The 20,783-nt window shown below is 31.1% G+C and carries 17 protein-coding genes; 11 read left to right on the top strand and 6 right to left on the bottom strand.

The genetic code is table 11. The annotated features are described in order from the left end of the window. Positions 1–134 precede the first annotated feature (134 nt). The 9 genes from uvrA (at position 135) to FG167_RS16115 (ending at position 14,945) form a co-directional block, all read left to right on the top strand. Positions 135–2,966, top strand: a complete 2,832-nt coding sequence (gene uvrA / locus FG167_RS16075; RefSeq protein WP_203459228.1) for an excinuclease ABC subunit UvrA — start codon at positions 135–137, stop codon at positions 2,964–2,966. Positions 2,967–3,258: 292 nt separating this feature from the next. After that, positions 3,259–3,948, top strand: coding sequence for a TIGR00730 family Rossman fold protein (locus FG167_RS16080; protein ID WP_203459229.1), 690 nt, complete (start codon positions 3,259–3,261; stop codon positions 3,946–3,948). Positions 3,949–3,999: 51 nt separating this feature from the next. Further along, the gene (locus FG167_RS16085; RefSeq protein WP_203459230.1) at positions 4,000–5,298 is read left to right on the top strand and encodes an endonuclease/exonuclease/phosphatase family protein; all 1,299 of its coding nucleotides are present in this window, start codon (positions 4,000–4,002) and stop codon (positions 5,296–5,298) included. Next, entirely contained in the window at positions 5,295–8,129 is a 2,835-nt protein-coding gene (locus FG167_RS16090) for a metalloprotease (RefSeq protein ID WP_203459231.1), read from the top strand. Before FG167_RS16085 ends, FG167_RS16090 begins: the two co-directional genes overlap by 4 nt. Before the next feature lie 401 nt (positions 8,130–8,530). Further along, positions 8,531–10,942: a thiamine pyrophosphate-dependent enzyme gene (locus tag FG167_RS16095; protein ID WP_203461141.1), complete on the top strand. Its 2,412-nt coding sequence runs from the start codon at positions 8,531–8,533 to the stop codon at positions 10,940–10,942. Positions 10,943–11,028: 86 nt separating this feature from the next. After that, positions 11,029–12,624, top strand: a complete 1,596-nt coding sequence (locus FG167_RS16100; RefSeq protein WP_203459232.1) for a class I SAM-dependent methyltransferase — start codon at positions 11,029–11,031, stop codon at positions 12,622–12,624. Positions 12,625–12,631: 7 nt separating this feature from the next. After that, entirely contained in the window at positions 12,632–12,898 is a 267-nt protein-coding gene (locus FG167_RS16105) for a DUF202 domain-containing protein (protein WP_203459233.1), read from the top strand. Between the two features lie 105 nt (positions 12,899–13,003). Continuing rightward, positions 13,004–14,437, top strand: a complete 1,434-nt coding sequence (locus FG167_RS16110; protein ID WP_203459234.1) for a hypothetical protein — start codon at positions 13,004–13,006, stop codon at positions 14,435–14,437. 31 nt (positions 14,438–14,468) lie between these two features. After that, on the top strand, positions 14,469–14,945 hold the full coding sequence (locus FG167_RS16115; RefSeq protein ID WP_203459235.1) for a hypothetical protein: 477 nt from the start codon (positions 14,469–14,471) through the stop codon (positions 14,943–14,945). An 18-nt stretch (positions 14,946–14,963) separates the two neighbouring features. Here FG167_RS16115 and FG167_RS16120 read toward each other — a convergent pair whose 3' ends face one another. The 4 genes from FG167_RS16120 to FG167_RS16135 form a co-directional block, all read right to left on the bottom strand. Further along, positions 14,964–15,431 (bottom strand): type II secretion system protein GspG, encoded by a 468-nt coding sequence (locus FG167_RS16120; protein ID WP_203459236.1) that lies wholly within the window; start codon positions 15,429–15,431, stop codon positions 14,964–14,966. A 27-nt stretch (positions 15,432–15,458) separates the two neighbouring features. Then, a complete protein-coding gene (locus tag FG167_RS16125) occupies positions 15,459–16,136 on the bottom strand; it encodes a metal-dependent hydrolase (RefSeq protein WP_203459237.1) in 678 nt (225 codons plus the stop codon). Between the two features lie 208 nt (positions 16,137–16,344). Then, the gene (locus FG167_RS16130) at positions 16,345–17,247 is read right to left on the bottom strand and encodes a 1,4-dihydroxy-2-naphthoate polyprenyltransferase (RefSeq protein WP_203459238.1); all 903 of its coding nucleotides are present in this window, start codon (positions 17,245–17,247) and stop codon (positions 16,345–16,347) included. 3 nt (positions 17,248–17,250) lie between these two features. Then, complete coding sequence (locus tag FG167_RS16135) at positions 17,251–18,090, bottom strand: 1,4-dihydroxy-2-naphthoyl-CoA synthase (protein WP_203459239.1); 840 nt, start codon at positions 18,088–18,090, stop codon at positions 17,251–17,253. A 269-nt stretch (positions 18,091–18,359) separates the two neighbouring features. Here FG167_RS16135 and FG167_RS16140 point away from each other — a divergent pair, with 269 nt between their 5' ends. Then, positions 18,360–18,782 (top strand): hypothetical protein, encoded by a 423-nt coding sequence (locus tag FG167_RS16140; protein WP_203459240.1) that lies wholly within the window; start codon positions 18,360–18,362, stop codon positions 18,780–18,782. Positions 18,783–18,990: 208 nt separating this feature from the next. Next, the gene (locus FG167_RS16145) at positions 18,991–19,440 is read left to right on the top strand and encodes a hypothetical protein (protein WP_203459241.1); all 450 of its coding nucleotides are present in this window, start codon (positions 18,991–18,993) and stop codon (positions 19,438–19,440) included. Positions 19,441–19,461: 21 nt separating this feature from the next. Here FG167_RS16145 and FG167_RS16150 read toward each other — a convergent pair whose 3' ends face one another. After that, positions 19,462–20,295: a S1 RNA-binding domain-containing protein gene (locus FG167_RS16150; RefSeq protein ID WP_203459242.1), complete on the bottom strand. Its 834-nt coding sequence runs from the start codon at positions 20,293–20,295 to the stop codon at positions 19,462–19,464. 115 nt (positions 20,296–20,410) lie between these two features. Continuing rightward, a complete protein-coding gene (locus FG167_RS16155) occupies positions 20,411–20,752 on the bottom strand; it encodes a DUF2853 family protein (protein WP_203459243.1) in 342 nt (113 codons plus the stop codon). Positions 20,753–20,783: the final 31 nt, after the last annotated feature.

Consider the following 20,783-nt stretch of genomic DNA (forward strand, 5'->3'; position numbering starts at 1 on the left):
TGTTTTGGGGCTTTCCTTTTTTTATAGGAATTACAAAAACTTAAAAAATAGTAACAAATATTTAATAAATTCTTAGCATAAGGTTCCCTTCTATTATACTAACAAAAATCGTATCTTTGCAACTTTGCAAATTTATGTCCAAATTCGAAGAAAATATTGAAGTTCAAGGTGCTCGTGTTCATAATTTAAAGAACATTGACGTTACTATTCCTAGAGAAAAACTAGTGGTTATTACCGGATTGTCTGGTAGTGGAAAATCCTCATTGGCTTTTGACACCATTTATGCCGAAGGGCAACGTAGATATATTGAAACATTCTCTGCCTACGCAAGACAATTCCTTGGTGGTTTAGAACGTCCGGATGTCGATAAAATTGATGGACTTTCCCCAGTAATTGCTATCGAACAGAAAACCACAAGTAAATCGCCACGTTCTACCGTTGGTACCATTACCGAAATTTACGATTTCATGCGTTTGCTTTTTGCAAGAGCTAGTGATGCGTACAGTTATAATACTGGCGAAAAAATGGTGAGCTATAACGATGACCAAATAAAAGCTTTAATTATAGAGAGTTTTTCTGGTAAGCGTATTAATATTCTTGCTCCTGTTGTGCGTTCCCGTAAAGGGCATTACAGAGAATTGTTTGAGCAAATTGCGAAACAAGGTTTTGTGAAAGTACGTGCAGATGGTGAAATAAAAGATCTGGTAAAAGGCATGAAACTGGACAGATACAAGAATCATGATATTGAAATTGTAATCGATAGATTGAAAATTGATGCATCTGTAGATAATGATAAACGGTTAACCGAAACCATAAATACTGCTATGTATCATGGTAACGATGTATTAATGGTTTTAGATCAAGATACAAATGAAACACGTTTCTTCAGTAGAAGTTTAATGTGTCCTAGTTCTGGAATTTCTTATCCAAATCCTGAGCCTAATAATTTTTCATTCAATTCCCCAAAAGGTGCTTGTCCGAAATGTAATGGTATCGGTACTTTATACCAAGTAAACGAAAGTAAGATTGTTCCAGACGATTCTATTTCTATAAAAAATGGTGCTCTTGCGCCGCACGGACCAGAAAAAAACTCTTGGATCTTTAAGCAGTTAGAACTTATTGCACAGCGTTATCATTTTAAATTAAGTGATCCGTATAAAAGTATCCCTGAAGAAGCCAAACAAATGATTTTGTATGGTGGAAACGAAAAGTTTTCTGTAGACAGTAAATCCCTTGGTATAAAAAGAGATTATAAAATAGATTTTGAAGGTGTTGCTAATTTTATTGAAAGTCAGTATGTAAACGCAGATTCGACTTCGTTAAAACGTTGGGCAAAAGAATACATGGATAAAGTAGATTGTAGCGAATGCCATGGAGCACGACTGCGTCAAGAATCGCTTTACTTTAAAATTAACGATCAGAATATTGCCGAACTGGCAAACAAAGATATTATAGATCTAGCGGAATGGTTTAAAGAATTACCAAAAAGCCTTTCTAAAAAACAATTCAAAATTGCAGAAGAAATTATTAAAGAGATAACAAACAGACTACAATTTTTGTTAGATGTTGGTTTAAATTATCTTTCTGTAAACCGAAGTTCTAAAACCCTTTCTGGTGGTGAAGCGCAACGTATTCGTTTGGCTACTCAAATTGGTTCACAACTAGTTGGCGTGCTTTATATTTTAGACGAACCTAGTATTGGTTTACACCAACGAGACAACGAAAAACTAATCAACTCTTTAGTTTCGTTAAGAGATGTTGGTAATTCTGTAATTGTTGTCGAACACGATAAAGACATGATTTTACGTGCAGATCACGTGATTGATATTGGTCCGCATGCAGGAAAACACGGAGGCGAAATCATTAGCCAAGGTACTCCTGAAGAGGTTTTAAAACACCACACACTTACGGCAGATTATCTTAATGGAACCAAGAGAATTGAAGTTCCTAAAAAGCGAAGAGAAGGTAACGGGAAATTTTTGGAGCTTAAAGGCTGTACAGGAAATAACTTAAAAAATGTTTCGGTAAAATTCCCTTTAGGAAAAATGATAGGTGTAACCGGAGTTTCTGGTAGTGGGAAATCGACTTTAATAAACGAAACCCTCTATCCTATTCTCAATGCATATTATTTTAATGGCGTTAAAAAACCAATGCCATACAAAAGCATAAAAGGTTTAGAACATATAGATAAAGTAATTGATATTAACCAATCGCCAATTGGTAGAACGCCAAGAAGTAATCCTGCAACGTATACAGGAACTTTTAGCGAAGTGCGAAGTTTATTTGCCAAAATACCAGAAGCTATGATTCGTGGTTATAAACCAGGAAGATTTAGTTTTAATGTAAAAGGAGGACGTTGTGAAACCTGTCAAGGTGGTGGTTTACGTGTTATTGAAATGAATTTCCTTCCAGATGTATATGTCGAATGTGAAACCTGTCAAGGTAAACGATTCAATCGCGAAACATTAGAGATTCGTTACAAAGGAAAAAGTATTAGTGATGTTTTAAACATGACGATTAACGAAGCTGTTGATTTCTTTGAACATATTCCGAAAATTAATAGAAAACTAAAAACCATTAAAGATGTTGGTTTGGGATATATTACTTTAGGACAACAAAGCACTACGCTTTCTGGAGGAGAAGCACAACGTATTAAATTAGCTACAGAACTTAGCAAACGCGATACTGGAAATACTTTTTATATTCTGGATGAACCAACAACAGGGTTACATTTTGAAGACATAAGAGTTTTAATGATTGTACTAAATAAATTGGCAGACAAAGGAAATACCGTTTTAATTATTGAGCACAATTTAGATGTTATTAAAACCGTAGACCACGTCATAGATATTGGTTATGAAGGCGGAAAAAATGGTGGTGAAATAATTGTTGAAGGTACGCCAGAAAAAGTAGCAAAACATAAAACGAGTTATACAGCTAAGTTTTTAAAGAAAGAATTGAATTAAAATAACAATACCTACTTTTGTGGATGTGCTAAAAAAAGAAGTAAATTAGCAAGTTGCAAAAAAATGACTGAAGACTGAAGACTGAAGACTGAAGACTGAAGACTGAAGACTGAAGACTGAAGACTGAAGAAAAAAATAAAAATATTAATAATACGATTACACTAGAATAAAATTGTCATTTCAAAATATTAGCCAAAATAAAATATTTTTATTTGAAGCTACAGAGCAAAGCTCAAAGAAATTACATTATTAAATAAACATTCGTGTATTCGTGGCAAATGGAATAAAAAATATGAGAGAAGAACAACATCCAAAAGGTTGGAATGAAAAGAAAACAAATGATTCTTGGGCCATTTTTAAAATAATGGGAGAGTTTGTTAATGGTTATGAAAAACTAAGTAAAATAGGCCCTTGTGTTTCCATTTTTGGATCTGCAAGAACAAAACCTGAAGATAAATACTATAAATTAACAGAAAAAGTAGCACATAAAATTGTAGATCATGGTTATGGTGTAATTACTGGTGGTGGACCAGGAATTATGGAAGCTGGTAACAAAGGTGCACATCTTGGTGGTGGAACCTCTGTTGGTTTAAATATAGAATTACCTTTCGAGCAACACGATAACCCGTATATAGATCACGATAAAAGTTTAGATTTCGATTACTTCTTTGTGCGTAAAGTAATGTTTGTAAAATACTCACAAGGTTTTGTAGTAATGCCTGGAGGTTTTGGAACTTTAGATGAATTATTTGAAGCAATCACTTTAATTCAAACCAATAAAATTGAAAAATTCCCAATAATTCTTGTTGGTAGAGAATTCTGGGAAGGCTTATTTGAATGGGTAAAATCTACTTTATTAGGTAAGTTTAATAATATAAGTGAAAAAGATTTAGATTTAATTCACCTTGTAGATACAGAAGATGAAGTAATAGATATTCTAGATGCTTTCTATAAAGAATATGGCTTTAGTCCTAACTTCTAAAGTGAATATCACTTAAATAAAAAATGATTTCCACTTTCGTGGAAAATAAGCATGAACAAAAAAGTATTATTTCTTTTTATAAGTTTAATTAGCATTAAAAGTGTCTTAGCGCAAGACACTTTTAATGCTATGTTTTATAATTTGTTAAATTTTCCTTCACAAACAGTTCCTGCCAATAGGATAAATCATTTAAGCATTATTTTAACCGATTACCAACCAGATTTATTTATGGTTTGTGAGCTAAATAATGAAACTGGCGCAAATAGCATTATTAATATGATGCAACAAGATATTAACCCTAACTATGCAATGGCTGGTTTTAAGTTAAATACTTCAGACGATGCTATTGGAAATCAAAACGATTTACAAAACCTAATCTTCTTTAATAGTGAGAAATTTAGCCTAGAAAGTCAAGTTATTATTCCTACACTTTATAGAGATTTCAATCACTATAGACTAAAACTGAACACGGTAGGCCAAGAAAACACCCCTTTATTTTTAGATGTAATTGTTGGGCATTTAAAAGCCTCAAACGGAATTGAAAATCAAGAGCTTAGACTCCAAATGGTACAAGATTTAGATACCTATTTAAATGCTTTACCTGAAGACAATCACATCCTGCTTGCTGGAGATTTTAATTTGTATCGAAGCTCAGAACTTGCTTTTCAAGAATTAATTAATAGCGAAAACCATATTACATTTATAGATCCTGCTAATAAAATAGGTTCCTGGCATAACAACACTGATTTTATAGATGTTTTTACACAATCTACCAGAACGACTACAGGAATGGGAGGAGCAACTGGTGGATTTGATGACAGGTTTGATTTTATACTAACCTCAGAAAGTATGGATAATACTACTGGTACTAATGAAGATTTATTTTTTGTTGCAGACTCCTATCAAGTATTTGGAAATAACGCAAACGTTAATTGTTATAACCAAGATATTACATCTAACAATTGCGCAGAAGATAACAATCCAAATACGGAAGATTTTTCTTTAGACATAAGAGAAGCTCTATATAATTTTAGCGATCACCTTCCGGTTACCTTACAAATACAAGCTAATCAGCAATTTTTAAGTGTTCCAGAATACACTACTTCTAATTATTATGAAATAATTGGCACTAATGTTATTTCTAATACATTAAGTTTACAAACCAACAATCAACTATTCGCCAATAAAAATCTAAACATTTTCAATACTTTAGGTCAATTAGTAAAAATTATTCCTTTAAATAATACAGAAACACATCAAATAGACGTTTCTTATTTATCTAATGGTTTATATTACATTACAACACCTAATTTTAATGTAGAACCTTTAAAGTTTGTGAAAGTAAATTGAGAAATCGTTACCTACTTATAGCCCTATTCACACTTGTGAATTTTTATAGTTTTAGTCAAAATACCATTGACCTTAAAGCTACTTTTGATGTGGAAAATAAAAAAATACAAATAGATCAAACTATTCAATATCAAAACACATCAAACAATACTTTAGAATATATTTATTTAAACGATTGGAGCAATAGTTATTCCACTAAAACCACTCCTTTAGCAAAACGTTTTGCGGAAGAATATAAAAACGACTTTCATTTTGCGAAAAATGAAGATAGAGGTTATACAGTAATTACCTCTTTACAACAAGACAACCAAGAGGTTACTCACGAAAGATTAAAAGATCAACTAGATATTATTAAAGTTAAATTAAACACTCCTTTAGCTCCAAACGAAACATATACTCTTCATTTAAACTATATCGTTCAAATACCTAATGCAAAATTTACACGTCATGGTATTTATAAAGATCAAAACATCACACTAAAATATTGGTACATTACTCCTGCTGTTTATGATGGATCTTGGCATTACTTTAGCAATAAAGATTTAGAAGACGCATATATTCCTAAGGCAGATCACTCTTTTAAAATCACATATCCGGAGCGTTATATTTTAACATCAGAACTTAATGAAATAAAAAGTACAAAAGAGAACAACACTATTGTTACAACCTTAGAAGGAAAAAATAGAATTAACACCAAACTATTTTTATTACGTCAACCACAATTTAATACTGTGGAAACCGATTATTTTAGTGTGGTATCTAGTATTGATGATGAAAATTTAGACCAAGTAGAAAGAGTACTTATTACCGATAAAGTAGCTGGTTTTATTACTCAAAATCTAGGTGATTATCCACATGAACGCTTATTAGTTTCAAAAACGGACTATAAACAGAAGCCTATATACGGACTTAATTTATTACCAGATTTCTTTCGTCCGTTTCCAGATAGCTTTCAATACGAATTAAAACTTTTAAAAACAGCATTATATAATTATTTAGAAAACACGCTTCTTATAAACCCAAGAAAAGACCAATGGTTAATAGATGGAATTCAAATATATTATTTAAAAAAATATGTCGAAACCTATTACCCAAATATGAAATTCCTTGGAAGTCTTTCTAATATTTGGGGAATAAAATCCTTTTATGCCGCACAGCTAGATTTTAATGATCAGTACAACCTTTTGTATATGATTATGGCTAAAGATTATCAGGATCAACCGCTTACCATGCAAAAAGATTCTTTATTAAAATTCAACAAAAATATAGCAAACCCTAACAAAGCAGCAATTGGTTTAGAATATTTAGATAGTTATGACCAAAGTATAGATATGGATACATCTATTCTTGATTTTCTATCCAATCAAAAACTAAAAACTACATCCACAAAAGATTTCGAAAATTTTATAAAACCTAAAGCTTCTAAAAACATTGATTGGTTTTTCGATGAATATTTAAAAACTTCAAAAAAGATAGATTACAAAATTAAAACCGTAGAAAAAGGTAAAGACTCTATTAAAGTAATCGTAAAAAACAAAAGCAAGTCTAGTATGCCTTCCTCCTTATTTGCTTTACAAAAAGATAGTATTCTATCTAAAACATGGATGGCAAGTAACAAAAAGTTTGATACCATTACATTAGCAAATAACGATGCAACCAAATTAGTAATTAATCAAGATAAAATAACACCAGAAGTAAATAACAGAAATAACACAAAATCATTAACTACTTCTTTATTAAATAAACCTTTACAGATTAGACTTTTAAAAGACGTAGAAGACACAAGATACAATCAAGTACTAATTATGCCAATTTTAGAGTTTAATAATATATATGATGGAATAGTAGTAGGCACAAAAGCATATAATAAAACCATGCTTAAAAAAGATTTAACGTATAAAATCGCACCACAATACGGATTAAAATCGAAGTCGATAACTGGATCTGGAAATCTTGTTTATAATCAATATAACACGAGCAACAGAAACTTATTTAAAATTCAATATGTTTTAACCGGTAGCTATGAAAGTTATGCACCTGGCTTATTTGTAACTTCTATAAAACCATCTATAACACTTCATTTAAGAGATACAGAAAACTTACGCGCAAATAAAAGAGAGTATTTAAATTTTAGATATATAAGTATCCGTAGAGATGAAGATGTAAATAATATTTTATTAGACGAAGCAGAACCTAACTACAATATATTAAACCTTAGATATATACATAAAAACCCAGGATTAATAGAATTTTCTAGTTGGTTTGCAGATTTTCAAGCATCACAAACATTTAGTAAAGTATCCTTTAATTACGAATACAGAAAATTATACCAAAACAACAGACAACTTAATGTACGTTTCTTTGCAGGTGCATTTTTAAAAAATAAAAACGAAGCAAATAATAACTATTTTAGTTTTGCTTTAGATAGACCAACCGACTATTTATTTGATTATAGTTATTTAGGACGATCGGAAAGCACAGGACTTTTTAGTCAAGAGTTAATTATTGCAGAAGGGGGATTTAAATCTAAAATAAAACCTTCTTTCGCTAACCAATGGATGGCTAGCACCAACATAAGTACTTCCATCTGGCAATACATTCATGCTTATGGAGATTTAGGTGCCGTAAAAAACAAACACGAATATGCTAAATTTGTTTATGATTCTGGTGTACGAGTAAATCTAGTGGAAGATTATTTTGAAATCTATTTTCCTGTATATTCTAACCTTGGCTGGGAAATAGCACAACCACAATACAGTCAGAAAATACGTTTTAAATTTACTGCAGATATACAATCGTTATTAGGATTATTTAGAAGACGTTGGTATTAATTGCTTTTCTTTTTTCTGAAAATATTCAGTAAAATTAATACCAGAATAATAAGTATGAATCTTATTTCATGTATGTATTAGAAATACTTTTCCTCTTTTCTGAAACTATTGGACTTACAAGCAAACTTATTCCTGCTATTTCTTTATTTTCATTAAATACCACTATAATAATGAGTGTGTTACCTCTTAAAAAAGACAACAATATTATAGGGATAACAAAAATATAAATTATCAAAAACAGTTTAAAATATATTCAGCGAAAAGGCGTTTAATTACATTATTTTCAATATAATACAACAAAAACTACTCTTAACTAATAATTTCACAATTTTTTAAGACTTTTCCATATTGCAAAAACCTTTTATTTTTCTTAAATTTGTAACTATATGAAAGCATCTAAAATGACAAAAAATCCAGAGGTATTAGAAGACATTTCTTTTAACGATTTTAAAGCGGAAGTTTTAAAAGATTATACCATTGCTGTAACTTCCAGAGAATGTAGTTTATTAGGTCGCCGTGAAGTACTTACAGGAAAAGCGAAATTTGGTATTTTTGGAGATGGTAAAGAAATCCCACAACTTGCTTGGGCAAAAGCCTTTAAAAATGGAGATTTTAGATCTGGTTATTATCGAGATCAAACTTTTATGATGGCCATTGGAGAATTAACTATCGAACAATTTTTTGCTGGTTTATATGCCCATACAGATATTAAACATGATCCAATGTCAGCTGGAAGACAAATGGGAGGCCATTTTGCAACCCATAGTTTAGATGAAAATGGTAACTGGAACAATCTTACAAAACAAAAAAATTCAAGTGCAGACATCTCTCCTACTGCAGGACAAATGCCGCGTTTACTGGGTTTAGCACAAGCATCTAAAATTTATAGAAATGTAAAAGGAATAGATACTACCAATTTTTCGGAGAAAGGAAATGAAGTAGCTTGGGGAACTATTGGTAACGCAAGTACAAGTGAAGGTTTGTTTTTTGAAACAATAAATGCAGCCGGAGTTTTACAAGTACCTATGGTAATGAGTGTTTGGGATGATGAATACGGAATCTCAGTACACGCAAGACACCAAACTACAAAAGAAAACATATCTGAAATTTTAAAAGGATTTCAAAGAGAAAAAGGTACAAACGGTTACGAAATTTTAAGAGTAAAGGGTTGGGACTATCCTACTTTAGTAGATACCTACCAAAAAGCTTCTAAAATTGCAAGAACACAACATGTTCCTGTATTAATTCACGTGAATGAATTAACGCAACCTCAAGGACATTCCACTTCTGGTTCACACGAACGTTATAAAGATACCGATCGCCTTAATTGGGAAGCAGAACACGACTGTAATCTTAAAATGCGTGAATGGTTAATTGCAAATAACATTGCAACTAAAGATGAACTTAGAGTCATTGAAAAAGACATTAAAAAGCAAGTCCGTGAAGGTAAAAAAGCGGCTTGGTCTGCTTATAATAATCCTATCACACAAGAACGAAATGAACTTGTTACACTTTTACAAAACCTAGCTAATTCTAGTGCTAACAAAGCATTTATCACAAAACTTACAAATGATTTAAATGCAATTATAGAACCGATTAGAAAAGACAACCTTTCTACAGCTAGAAAAGCATTACGTTATGTACTTAATGAAACTTCTTCCGAGAAAACACAAATTGTAAATTGGATAAATACCTATATAGATAAAATACAACCTAAATATAGTTCGCACTTACATAGTGAATCTAAACTTTCCGCTTTACACGTAAAAGAAGTAAAACCAACGTATGACGATGATGCTAAATTGGTAGACGGACGATTAGTAATTAGAGATAATTTTGATGCCCTTTTTACGAACCATCCTGAAGTTTTAATTTTTGGAGAAGATGCTGGACATATTGGAGATGTAAACCAAGGTCTAGAAGGCATGCAAGAAAAGTATGGGGATTTACGTGTTTCAGATGTAGGTATACGTGAAGCAACTATTTTAGGACAAGGAATTGGAATGGCAATGCGAGGTCTTAGACCAATTGCCGAAATACAATACCTAGACTATATTTTATACGCCTTACAAATAATGAGTGATGATTTAGCAACACTACATTATAGAACATATGGTCGCCAAAAAGCACCATTAATTATTCGTACTCGTGGACATAGACTAGAAGGAATTTGGCATTCTGGTTCGCAAATGGGAGGTGTTATTAACTTAGTTCGTGGTATTCATGTTTTAGTTCCAAGAAACATGACCAAAGCTGCAGGTTTTTACAATACCTTATTAGAAAGTGACGAGCCTGCATTAATTGTAGAATGCTTAAATGGATATCGATTAAAAGAAAAAATGCCAAACAATATTGGTGCATTTAAAACACCAATAGGTGTTGTAGAAACCGTAAAAGAAGGAAGTGATATTACTTTAGTTTCTTATGGTTCTACATTAAATATTGTGGCGCAAGCTGCAAAAGAATTAATAGAAGTTGGTATTGATGCTGAAGTTATAGACGTTCAGTCCTTATTACCTTTTGACCTTAATCACGATATTGTAAAAAGTATAGCAAAAACAAATCGTCTAATGGTAATTGACGAAGATGTTCCTGGAGGAGCTTCTGCTTATATTTTAAACGAAATATTAAACACACAAAACGCATACGAACATTTAGATAGTAAACCACAAACCTTGACTGCTAAAAGTCATCGTCCTGCTTATGGTACGGATGGAGATTATTTTTCTAAACCATCACTAGAAGATATTTTTGAAGCGGTATATAAAGTAATGCATGAGGCGAATCCTGGTGATTTTCCAAAATTGAGATAATTTTATATTTATAAACCAATTAAGAAGCCTTTCAAGAAATACTTGAAAGGTTTTTTTTATATTTATAAAATCAACCCTAAAACAATATGCTAACTAAAAACGATAAAGAACAACTTCGCGGCACTATTTTTAGACATTTAGATGGCATTGCAACTGCTACAACAAGTTTTGCTCTTTATAAAAAAGATGTTTTAGATTTTTTACTGAAAAACAAAAAAGTAACTATTGATGAAGTTGCTACTCATTTTGAAGCAAACGAAGGCTATTTAAACATTGCATTACGCATTTTAGCTTCACAAGGTTGGCTAGTGCAACATATAGATAATGTTTCTAACAGGGTTAGCTATCAAACAAATGAAAATAGCGAGGAAGCATTTAAATTAGCTCCTTTATATGAAGATGCTGTAAAGCTTCTCTCCTATTCGGTTGAATTCCCAGAAAAACATATTGGTACGGATGCTTTTATCGCTTTAGATCGTATTTTCAAAAAGTATCAAAATAACTTCGATTTACAAGCAGAAACAAAAATAGAACAACAAGTTTTAAAGCATATTGAAGGCTGTATAGTTGGCCCTATAATTGTTATGTTAGGTGTAAATGGCTTATTTCATAAATACTTTATGGAAGCTTCTTTTACAGCAGAAGAATATCATAAAGATCCGGAAAGCTTTAAAAAAATACTGGATTTCTTTTCGCATTTAGGATGGTTTACCAAAAAGAAAAATACCTATCAATTTACAGATCAAGGATTGTTCTTCGCTAAACGAGCAAGTGCTTATGGGGTAACCGTTTCATATCTACCAACCTTTTTACAATTAGACGAATTACTTTTTGGTAATCCGTTAATATTACAAACAAGTTCACCAGACGAAATAGAAAAACACGTACACCGGGAAATGAATGTTTGGGGAAGTGGTGGCGCACATTCTACCTATTTTAAAGTGATAGACCAAGTAATTATTAAACTCTTTAACAAACCTATTGACGAACAACCAAAAGGGATTCTAGATATGGGTTGTGGTAATGGTGCTTTTATAAATCATATTTTTGATGTTATTGAACACCAAACTTTACGTGGTAAAATGCTAGAAGAATACCCTTTATTATTAGTTGGAGCAGATTTTAATTCAGCCGCATTAAAAGTCACTAGAGCCAATTTAATTAAAGCAGATATTTGGGCAAAAGTAATTTGGGGAGATATTGGTAGACCCGATTTATTAGCAAACGATCTTAAAGAAGATTATAATATTGCTCTTAAAGATTTACTCAATGTGCGTACATTTTTAGATCATAATAGAATTTGGGAAGCACCAAAAAATATTACCAATAAAATAAGTTCTTCTACTGGAGCTTATGCAAGTCATGGAAAACGTATTAGTAATAATTTGGTAGAAGACTCTTTACGTGAGCATCTATTAAAATGGAAACCGTATGTAGAACAATTTGGTTTATTAATTATAGAACTACATACTATAGATCCAAAATTTACAGCAAGAAATATTGGTAAAACAGCAGCAACAGCTTATGATGCCACACATGGTTATAGTGATCAATTTATTTTAGAGGTAGATGTTTTTAATAAAATAGCTGCCGAAGCGGGATTGCAACCAGATAAGAATTATTTTTCAAGATTTCCAGATAACGAGCTAGCTACTGTTAGCGTTAATTTATTAAAAGGATAATATTTAAATGAAAGAAGAAAACACACTAACCACTAGAGATTGGCTAGCAATAGAAAGAACCAAACTTGCAAACGAGCGCACATTTTTAGCGTATTTTAGAACCTTTCTAGTCATTTTAGGCACTGGAATTGCCATTTTAAAACTAGACCTTTTTTCGCAGCTAAAAACCTTTGGTATTGCACTAGTTGCAATTTCTCCTGTAATACTATTAATTGGTATTTTTCGCTTATTTCGAGTAAAACAAACTATAAAGAAGCACTATAAAATACAATAGTAATATGCTGTTTTCAGTTGAAAGATGCCATTAAAAAAGATAAAAACCTTCTTAGCTTAGTTTTTGTATTTTTGCAACTTCTATATAGAAAAACAAAAACCGTTTATGAAAAACATATTATGTATCCTACTCCTTTTACCATTAGTAACTTTCGCACAGAAAATAAAAATAAAAAAAGGCAAACTTCTATTTGATGACACTGCTGTTGCCAATTTTGATTCTAAAGATAAAACATACCATTTCTCTTATTTAAATGGGGATAAAGCTTTTGATGCTATTTTTCATGGCGAAGAAGAATTTAAAATTGAAGGTTTTCAATGGGTAGAAGTTATTAATAACGAAGGTGTGAAAACCGAAATTCCTTTCGAAATTTTAAAAGTATCCTTTAGTGCTAAAAAAATAATGGTTCGTTTACTTTCCGAGAAATACAATCTAATTGATACTAACGGAATTAATAAAGAAAACGTTGCGACTTTCTTTGCAGAAGAAAGAGAATCTTTAAGTGAAAAATACGCTGGTGATATTGCCGATTTAGAAAATAAAGACGCACTTAAAAAGAGCTTAATGCGCAAGTATAATCCTTTTGTAAAAGATGATGGAACCATTTTATTCGGTGGGTTTCAAAGTACAAACATTGTTGGCCATGCGTCGTTTCATGATAATGTATATACCATTACAGATCTTGATCAAATTTCTGTGGCACAAACTAAAAAAACATCAAACACAGATACTTCCGTTCATGTACTAACCTATTCTGGAGATACTTTCACTTACGATTATGGTTCAAGAACCATGATAACGGGTAAATTTTCAAGAAGCTTTTCACAATTATTAGTGGAAGAATTATTACTGAAAGGTTATACCTTTGGCCGACAAGCAAAAGCAAATAAAGCAGCATTACATAAAGCTAAAGTAAAAGTTGCTAAAGAAAATAGCGTGAATCTTTATGGCGTTTCTGGATATGTAATTGATGATGAAGGTGTAAAATATGAAGGAACTATCTATGCCGTATTTGAACAACTAGAATTAAACCCCAACCAAGAAGAACCTAATGTTTATGATGCTACCTCTATAGATAACTACGGGAAAAATGTGAGTGTAAAATACTTAAACGACAAAGGAAGATCTCGTATTAAAAAATTCACAGCAAAAGATAAAGTTTCTTTTTGTGCTATGGATAATGGTGTAGAAAAGTGTTTTTACGGATTAAAAACAAAAGGGAATACCATGAAGAAAATTGCTAATGCTACTAATTTCGGATTCAACAATTCGTATTTCTATCAAGTGGAAGAAACGGTAGATGGTAATATGCTACTAAGCAAACCTGGAGAAAACGGAACCTATGTTTTAAAATTTTCAGATAAGGAAGATGGGTTCATGATTGATAATAGAAATAATGATAAACTATCTAACGCTTTAGCGGAATATATTTCTAACTGTTCTAGCGTTTCGGAAGACATTAAAAACAAAGAGTTTGATCTTTCCGAAAAGGAAAACTTAAAACAAATACTAGAAGAGTATAAAGATTGCGCTAACTAAAAATAGATTTCCACTTTCGTGGTAAGTAAAGATGAAAACAGCTACTGTAAAACAACTTAAAGACGAATTGAAACATAACTCTACCGAAGAGTTAATGGATCTTTGTTTACGTCTATCTCGCTTTAAAAAGGAAAACAAGGAACTACTTACCTATTTACTTTTTGAAGCGCATGATGAAGCTAGTTATATTGAAAACGTAAAACAGGAAATAGACACCCAGTTTGAAACAATAAATACAGATAGCTATTTTTACATTAAAAAGAGTGTTCGTAAAATATTAAGACTCATTAAAAAGTTTAGCCGCTATTCTTTAAAAAAGGAAACCGAAGTAGAACTACTACTCTACTTTTGTCAAAAGCTTAAAGATTTTAAACCATCTATAAAAAGAAACGTTACCCTTACTAATATTTACGACCGACAAATAGCAGCTATAAAAAAGATTATTTATGGCTTGCATGAAGATTTGCAATATGATTATACGATGGCTTTAGAGGATTTGGAAGGATGATTAGATTAAATCATGTTTTTATTCCAATTTAATATCATCTTCCGTTTCAAATTGTCCATCAAAACCAGCAGATATTATTGAAAATCCTTTTTTATTTTTAGTTTTTTTATATTTATAAGATCGATTCCATGCATCTTTTTTCCAATCTTGCATTATAGGATTTTTCCCTATTATTTCATTTAAATCTGTTGGAAATCGACCATAACTTTCTATCCACTTCTCTGTCCATACATTAATTTCAACTAATTCTTTTCTTGTTTTCTCCGGATAAATAGAATTATTTTGATACCTGAAAAACACAAAAGAAGCAATAATAGTAAATAGTAATAAAAAAAGGAAAATTAATGTGCTTGGTTGCAAAAAGTAGCGTTGGAATGGTCTTTTTACTCCATCTTCATTTTCCTTTGCTTTTACCTTTTTACGATGCTTATAATCTTCACGAATAAGTCCGAATTCACCGAGAACCGATAATAATATCTCTAACATTTTGTTACTAGTCTAAAAACAATAAACTTAAAGTTCTATACTATCCCCAATTTCCAACAGCATCAAATCTTTATCTTCATTAAAAAACATTTTTTTTGCAACTTCATGGTCAATTTCTATATAACCAAAAGTATCATAATGATAACCTAAAATTTTATCACATTCCACAAAATCACTAGCAAGAATAGCGTCTGGAATTCCCATGGTAAAATTATCTCCAATAGGTAAAATGGCTAAATCTAATTTGGTTTGTAGCGGAATCAATTTCATATCCATGGTTAACGCAGTATCTCCAGCGATGTATATATTTTTATGCTCTCCTTCTAGAACAAAACCACCTGGTTGTCCGCCATAGCTCCCATCTGGAAAAGAGGAAGTATGAATAGCATTTACGTATTTAAGACTTCCAAATTCAAAATCCCAAGTACCACCAAGATTCATTGGATGCCCTTCTAAACCTAAGTTTTGAAAATGCGTAACAATTTCAAAATTGGAAACAATTACAGCGTCTGTACGTTTCGCAATAGCTTCTACATCTAAAATATGATCTTGATGCGCATGTGTTAATAATATATAATCTGCTTTCAGTGTATCAATATCAATATGTGAAGCTTTCGGGTTTCCAGTTATAAATGGATCTACAAGGATATGTACATCTTCCATTTGAATACCTAAACTAGCATGACCATAAAATGTAATTTTCATAATTATTTTTTAGAAAAGAAAAATACAAAAAAAACTCAGACATATTGTAGAATTTGTCTGAGTTTTTCAATCCCCAAAATTGAAGTTAATACCTTCGTTTTAAAAAAAACTATGTCGCATCAACAAAATAAATATACATATAATTATTTGATTTACAAATAACTAGATGTGAAAATTCGTATTTCAAAAGGATTCTATAAGAAACAGATTACAATAAATGTCCAATAGCTAAAAGAATAGCAAATAAAAATGTGGTTAGTGCTAATTTTTTCAATTCTGGGTCTAAAGCAACAGGCTCAGTATTATTTTTTACTGTTTTTAGATGTATAAATAAAGGAATATACGCGATTAAGAATAAAAAATTAAATATCGAATTATAATAAAGAATACCATACAAAAAGGATAAAGCTATTGCCGAAATGATTAAAAAGTAATGATACTTCTTGGCTTTAGCACTACCTAGTTTAACAACCAGCGTGTTTTTTTCTGCCTTTCTATCCGATTCAATATCTCTCATATTGTTAAGGTTTAGTACTGCAGCACTTAATAAACCTAAAGTACAAGCGGGTAAAAAAGTAACATGATCTATTTGTTTACTATACAAAACATAACTACCTATTACACTTACCAAACCAAAAAATAGAAACACAAAAATATCTCCTAAACCTCTATAACCATAAGCATTACTTCCCATGGTATATTTTATGGCAGCATAAATAGAAAGCAATCCTATAACAAAAAAGATTAGGGCATACAATAAATGTTTTGATCCAAAAGCAGAATAAATTAAGCCAAAGGACAAAATAATACATATAAGAATATTCTTTTTTATGACTTCCAGCATTTGTTCCGCAGAGATATTTCCACTTTGCAAAGCACGCTCCGGACCAATTCGATCTTCATTATCGGTTCCTTTTACACCATCACCATAATCATTAGCAAAATTAGAAAGCACTTGAAGACTAATGGTTGTTAATATAGCCAAAATAAAAATTTGCCAATCAAAAAAACCATTATATGCAGCTAAAGAGGAACCAACAATAATTCCGGAAACAGAAAGCGGTAAGGTTCTTAATCTTGCGGCTTGTATCCAATATTTAAGTTTACTCATAAATTATGGAATCCATTTTTTCGGAAAGTTTGGCTTACGTTTTTCTAGAAAAGCATCACGACCTTCTTTAGCTTCGTCTGTCATATATGCTAGACGTGTAGCTTCACCCGCAAATACTTGCTGACCAACCATACCATCGTCTGTTAAATTCATCGCGAACTTTAACATTTTAATAGATGTTGGCGATTTTTCCAATATTTCTTGTGCCCATTCAAAAGCAGTATCTTCTAAGTCGTTATGTGGAATCACGGCATTTACCATTCCCATTTCATACGCTTCTTGTGCAGAATAATTTCTTCCTAAGAAAAAGATTTCACGTGCTCTTTTTTGCCCAACCATTTTAGCTAAATAAGCCGAACCATAACCACCATCAAAACTAGTTACATCTGCATCGGTTTGTTTAAAAATGGCGTGTTCTTTACTAGCAAGCGTTAAATCGCAAACCACATGTAAACTATGTCCGCCACCAACAGCCCAACCAGGAACTACTGCAATTACAGCTTTTGGCATAAAGCGTATTAATCGTTGTACTTCTAAAATATTTAGTCTGTGGTAACCATCTTCTCCAACATACCCTTGATGACCTCTTGCTTTTTGGTCTCCTCCTGAGCAAAAGCTCCAGATACCATCTTTGGTTGAAGGACCTTCAGCAGATAATAAAACCACACCAATACTTGTATCTTCTCCTGCATCATAAAATGCATCATACAATTCTTTTGTCGTTTTTGGTCTAAATGCGTTTCTTATATCTGGTCTGTTAAAAGCTATTCTTGCAACACCATTACATTTTTTGTAAGTAATGTCTTCATACTCTTTAGCGGTTTTCCAATCTATTTGACTCATGTTCTCTTATTAGACTGTAAAAATACATTTTTTTTATTATTTACGTCACTGCATGAAAACATACATTTCAACAACTTTAATACAGCACAAAAACAACTATAAAACAACACTTTATATTTTACCAAACATTTAATTAGTTGTAATTTCTTACAAAAATCATGTGTTTTAACTGATTTTTTATCCGTTTCATCGTGTTTATTGAAAAACAATTTTAAAACACTGATAATAAGACGTGTAGAATATAATTTTGTATCACATTAATAACCGCTATGAAATTAATTGATTCAAAATTTGCTCCATCTGTAGAAGGCATAAATGTCACCAGATTTGGTGTTATTTATTTTTTCAAAGACTTTGTCGTCACCGAAATTAATGAAGGTGTGGTATATGGGACGGAAACTTCTGAAGAATTAACCAGATTAATTTTGGAACAGTATGCAACAAAAACCAATATTCATGTAATATCTAATAGAATAAATAATTATTCTGTAGAACCTACGTATTGGTTTGATTTTTATAAAAATGAACATGCAGATGCCTTAAAAAGTGTTTCTTTTGTTTACTATAATGAATTGGCTTATTCTAACGCAAAATTAGAACAAACCTTTATTAATTGTAAAACCGAATGCTTTAAAAGCTTGCAAGAAGCGATAAATAATTTTTCAAAAATAACGAATAAAAGGACTGCTTAAATAAAGTAGATTAAAAATTCCCTAAACACATTAGTAGCACCTAAAAACTAATTTAATCTACTTTTAGCTTCCTTTACTTTTTTGCCCCAAATCTTCTTACCTACATTATCGATAAAACAAACACTTCATCGAACTGTTTAATTATCAGCGTTCTAAACATTAAAACTTATTTTAATAACTCTAAATTTATTCTATAAAACGCTATTTTATGAGAATTAAAGATACAGATTTAAAACATTATATAGAATCCACACATATTTCTGAATATGGAAAATATTACTTTTTTGAAGATTTTATTATTTCAGAAATACATGAAGGTGTTATATATAATTGGGAAGCTTCGCAAGATATCATAGAAGCTGCAGAACAATATTATGGCAAAAATCTACCCATCTGCTACATATCTAATCGTGTAAATAAATATTCTGTAAACCCAATAGATTGGTTTAAATTCTTTAAATCGGAAAGAAATTTAAACGGATATGCTATTGTTTCTTATTCTGAAAATGGATGGATAAATGCCATGATTGAAAAATTCTTCTTTGCTTCGAAAATGGAGCGTTTCAAAAATATAGAGCACGCTATTCTTTGGGCTAAAAATGTGAATTTAGATTTAAAAAACAAAAACCATTTAAACAATAATCTTATTTCTTTTTAGTATAAACAAACTAAAACGAAACTAGTTTACAAGATGAATACCATCTTCTTTAATTTCTATAAGCTTTTGTTTGTATAAAGTTCCTACCGCTTTTTTAAAGCTTTTTTTGCTCATTTGAAGCACATCTTTAATCACTTCTGGTTTCGACTTATCTGTAAGATTTAAAAAACCATTATTATCTTGTAAATGCCCCATTATTATTTCTGCATTTGGCTCGATATTTCTATAACCAACTTGCCCTAAAATAATATCTATTTTGTTCCCTGGACGAATTTTCTTTACAATCCCTTTTAACTTATCTCCAACACTAATATCTTGAAAAATATTATCGGTATAAATTAAACCAGAGTGTACTTTATTAATAATTACATTCCATCCAATATCACTTTTATGAGAAGCTATTAAATCTACTTCATCATATTCTGCAACCGTTAAATCTTTATTATCTAAAAACTGATTAGTTTTACTAGACGCTACTAACCTATTGGTTTCTTCATCTAAATAACAATACACTAAATACCAACCACCTTTTACCATGTCATAGGCTTGTTCTTTAAAAGGACAGAATAATTCTTTTACCATTCCCCAATCTAGAAAAGCACCATGTTTTGTTTTTTCATTACAGCGTAATAAAGCAAATTCATTTCGTTGTATATATGGTTTATCTGTAACAGCAACTAAACGTTCTTGATTATCTAAATAGATAAATACTTCTAGTTTGTCCCAAATTTTAAATTCATTTGGCACGTATCTATTTGGTAGTAAAACTTCATTGTCATCTTCATCACTCAAGAATAATCCTGGTTCTGTTTCACGTATAATAGTAAGCGTATTGTATTCTCCTAAATGTATCATGGTGCAAAAGTAAGGATATTAAAATTTAAAAATGATATTTTTTAAAAACGAAATTACTAGAAAGTAAAAAAGCGCTACATTAAAGTAGCGCTTCGTTTTATTTAGTAAAAAAAATCTATTTGTAAACAGACTCTTTTTTAAAATGCTGTGTTAATAAGTAATATACAACTGCTCTGTACTTACTTCTATTCGATTTGCCATATTTTTCCATTACAGAGTCAATCGCTTTATCTAAATCTGCGCTATCTGCTAAACCTAATTTTTTAATTAAAAAATTATTTTTAACGGTTGCAAGTTCCGATGCATCAGATCCAGAAACGGTTGCTGCATCTGCATTGTAAATAGATGGTCCACAACCAATAGTCACTTTAGTTAACAAATCCATATCTGGAGTTACACCAATTTTATCTTTTAAATCTGCTGCGTACTTTACAATTAAATCATCTCTTTTACTCATGTTATTCTATTTTTTTAGTTACTGATTGTTT

The organism is Lacinutrix sp. WUR7 (genome assembly GCF_016864015.1).
Classification (GTDB): Bacteria; Bacteroidota; Bacteroidia; order Flavobacteriales; family Flavobacteriaceae; genus Oceanihabitans.